The sequence below is a fragment of the Bacillus sp. 05T31 genome, from assembly GCF_056396725.1.
In genome coordinates, this window is sequence record NZ_JBFTMA010001502.1 from 1 (window position 1) to 369 (window position 369).

A 369-nucleotide genomic window follows, 5' to 3' on the forward strand; every position below is an offset into this window, starting at 1 on the left:
ATCAAGTATTAAACCGATAATTCCTTCTCGTGTCTCACCAGGCCTATAATCTTCCCTTGAAACACTCTTTGTACCAACGAGCGTATCTTCATCATATAAAAAGTTTTGAGTCGCTACATTAAAATGTTGTTTGTCATTTATAGCAACATCATTCATAGAGAAAAATTGCATGTTCTTATCTCCACTATTCTCTACCTTATATGTAATTTCAACATACCGAATCGTATCGCTAATCTCTGTTCCACTTAACGATGCATATAATTCAGCATCTTCTTGACTCACTTTATCTCCCAATCTACGCTTTACTTCTTCAGGAGTTAATGCAGTATACACTTTCAATGTATTTTTTGCCTCTTTGCTCATTTGTGA

At 34.7% G+C, this 369-nt stretch carries 1 pseudogene; it reads right to left on the reverse strand.

From position 1 onward, the window contains the following. Positions 1 to 369 (reverse strand): annotated as a pseudogene (locus AC1DJR_RS34070) (hypothetical protein); the annotation flags it as partial.